This window comes from Luteitalea sp. (assembly GCF_022842525.1).
In the GTDB taxonomy this organism is placed as follows: domain Bacteria; phylum Acidobacteriota; class Vicinamibacteria; order Vicinamibacterales; family Vicinamibacteraceae; genus Luteitalea.
In genome coordinates this window covers 1-2,935 of sequence record NZ_JALHPM010000366.1, presented here as the reverse complement: position 1 = coordinate 2,935, position 2,935 = coordinate 1, and the positions used below count along the sequence as shown (strand labels likewise).

Below are 2,935 nucleotides of genomic sequence, written 5' to 3'. Positions count from 1 at the left end.
GGGTCATTCGGGAGTGGGTAGGGAGGATCATCAGGTCGCCAGGAACTCGGGGACGGGACCGGTGAAGCCGGGTCCATAAGGCATACGATGTGAGGCGGGACGACGTTGGGCGAGGGGGCGGACGCGCTCGCCGGACCCGGCCGCGACCGTCGCGGTTGTGGGACGATGCCCGGTGGGAGAACTTTGGGGTATTCGTCGGGCAGCTTCTGCCTGCTCTCCTACTTCGTCGATGTCCCGCCCCCGCCAAGAGTCCAAGTCCCCATGACGTCTCTCTCCAGTCTCTCCCGCACTCGTGTGCTCGTCGCGTCGGCGCTGGCCGCGCTGACTCTGTCCGCCGCACCGCTCGCCGCCCAAGCCACGGGCGCCAAACCGCCTGCCAAGACCGGCATGGAGGGGATGGACCACAACGCCCACATGAAGGCTGGTGCCAAGGAAGCCGAGCCCAGCACCGGCTGGAAGGAGCTGGACGCCTACCACATGCTCATGATGGCCACCTGGCACCCCGCCAAGCAGAACGGCGACATGGCGCCGCTCAAGGCGAAGGCGAAGGAGATGGTTGCGTCGGCCAAGCTGCTGGCAGCCTCGACCCCGCCCAAGGCGTGCGCTACGCCCAAGCTCAAGGAAGCGGCCACCAACCTGGCGCCGCAGACGCAGGATGTGGCCGACATGGTTGCCAAGGGCGCCGACAACAACGCGCTCAAGGACGCCCTCAAGGTGCTGCACGACAAGTTCGACGTGCTCGAGGAAGGCTGCTCCCCGATGAAGCACGACATGAAGCACTAGGGAAGACTACGTCGCTTCGAAGGTACCGAAGCGAATCGGAAGTCCAGCTCGCACATGCCACGCACCGCGCGCCATCACATGATGCGCGCGGTGTGTCGCATCCAGCACCACGAGATCGGCATCGCCACCGACTTCGATGCGCCCCTTGTGTGGCAGGCGAAGCAACCGCGCCACATTGCTCGTGAAGGCCGGCAGCACGTCCTGCAATGCGAGACCATCGCTCAACAACTCGGCGATCGTTTCCAACAGTGCGCCGGAGTCGCCGACGCCCATCTGCACCACGCGTCCGTCCGCATCGAATCGCGGCAGACATCCGCCGCCGTCGGAGCTCACCGTCACACGATCACGCGGTGCGCCGCTTTCGAGATACCGCGCCAGCGCACTCGCGGCACTCCACGCATCTTCGTCCTTCGCGACCGGAAATGCCGTGATGTCGATGTGACAGCCGAGTGACGTGAGGGATAGCGCTTCGTCGAACAGCGCCTTGCGTCGATTGACATGCGTGGGATTGAAGACGCGCGCCGGCAACTCGCTGTTCACCAACGCATCGCGAATGAGCGCGAGTCCGCGCTCGCCGTCTCCGAGATGGAGGTGCACGATGCCCGCCTTGCCGGTCATCAGTCCGGCCACGTGCGCCTCCGACGCGAGTCGCAACAGTTCGTCGAGCGTCGGTTGGCTCGAGCGGTGATCGCTGATCGCTACTTCGCCGACGCCGATGATACGGTCGATCTGCGCGATGTCGCCGCGCACCGAGCCGGTGAGCGTGGTTGGCGGCAAGTGATAGCCGCCGGTGTGACACCACGCGCTCAGCCCTTCAGCGATCAGTGCGCGTGCGGTCACCACCAATTCGGCGGTGGAGCGCGTAACGTCATCCGTGCCCAGCACACCGATCGCCGTCGTCACGCCGCCGCTCGTGTAGCGTGTGAGCATCGGTGGCGGTACGCGCGATGCAGGACCGGCCTCGCCGCCGCCACCCGTGAGATGCACGTGCCCGTCGATGAGGCCAGGCACGAGCCGCATCCCATCGAGATCGACCACCGTCGCGCCGAGACTCGCCGGAAGATCAGGCAGCGATGGTCCCATCCAGAGCACGCGCTCGCCTCCGATCAGCAGGTCACAGCGCCCCTTGGGCTCGGGGGCGAATACATCGGCGTTGCGCAGGACGGTGAGCATGCCTGAACGTTACCGAACCGAGTCGGCGCGCGTTAGCTTCCGTCATCATGCCTTCACGCCCACATCCCGACGTTGCGCGAGGCTGGATCATCCCCATCGGCGGCAAGCTCGCCGATGATGCGATCCTCGATCGGTTCGTCGCACTCAGCGGCGGCTCCAGCGCACGCATTGCCGTCATCCCCACGGCCTCCAGTGAACCCGACATTGGCACGTACTACGAACGTGTCTTTGCCAAGCATGGCGTCCGCAACGCCAAGTCGCTCCGTTTCGAACGACGCAGCGATTGCGATGATTCAGATTGGCTCGACTGGTTGTCCAGCGCGACGGGTGTCTTCATCACCGGTGGAAACCAGCTCAAGCTCACCGCAACGCTCGGTGGCACACCGGTCGCCAAGTTGATGCGCATCCGCAATGCCGCGGGCGTGCACATCGCCGGCACCAGCGCTGGCGCGGCGTTTCTCAGCGAACACATGATCGCGTTTGGGGAAGAAGGCGCGACACCACGCGCAGGCATGGTTACCATGTGCGCGGGTCTTGGTCTTACCAACCGCGTCATCGTCGATCAGCATTTTCGTCAGCGCGATCGCTTGGGGCGCCTGCTCACCGCACTCGCCTACAATCCCTTCTCCGTCGGACTTGGTGTCGACGAAGACACGGCCGCGTTCATCAGCCCCGACGAAGTGGTGGAAGTGATGGGCAGTGGCGCCGTCACGCTCGTCGATCCGTCGGAAGTGGAGTTCTCGAGCATTGCCGAAGCAAAGCCGGGCGAAGCCGTGACACTGCTCGGCGTCAAAGTGCACGTGCTCACACCGGGCGCGACGTTCAACCTCCACACGCGGCAGCCATTCGGCGCCAGCGTCTTCGCTTCCGGCGACTGAGACTCATGGAAATACTCGATCGGTCCGTGTACGTGGGGCCAAGTCACTACGCGCACTTTCCGGTCATTCGCCTCGAGCTCGATCTTGGCGCGCTGGAACAG

At 64.8% G+C, this 2,935-nt stretch carries 3 protein-coding genes; 2 read left to right on the top strand and 1 reads right to left on the bottom strand.

From position 1 onward, the window contains the following. Nucleotides 1-294 precede the first annotated feature (294 nt). The gene (locus Q0C41_RS31025) at nucleotides 295-783 is read left to right on the top strand and encodes a hypothetical protein (RefSeq protein ID WP_291990855.1); all 489 of its coding nucleotides are present in this window, start codon (nucleotides 295-297) and stop codon (nucleotides 781-783) included. A 6-nt stretch (nucleotides 784-789) separates the two neighbouring features. On the opposite strand, the gene iadA is transcribed toward Q0C41_RS31025, so the two are convergent. Next, the gene (iadA, locus tag Q0C41_RS31020) at nucleotides 790-1,956 is read right to left on the bottom strand and encodes a beta-aspartyl-peptidase (protein ID WP_291990853.1); all 1,167 of its coding nucleotides are present in this window, start codon (nucleotides 1,954-1,956) and stop codon (nucleotides 790-792) included. A 47-nt stretch (nucleotides 1,957-2,003) separates the two neighbouring features. Here iadA and Q0C41_RS31015 point away from each other — a divergent pair, with 47 nt between their 5' ends. After that, complete coding sequence (locus tag Q0C41_RS31015) at nucleotides 2,004-2,834, top strand: cyanophycinase (RefSeq protein ID WP_291990851.1); 831 nt, start codon at nucleotides 2,004-2,006, stop codon at nucleotides 2,832-2,834. The last annotated feature ends 101 nt before the right edge of the window (nucleotides 2,835-2,935 follow it).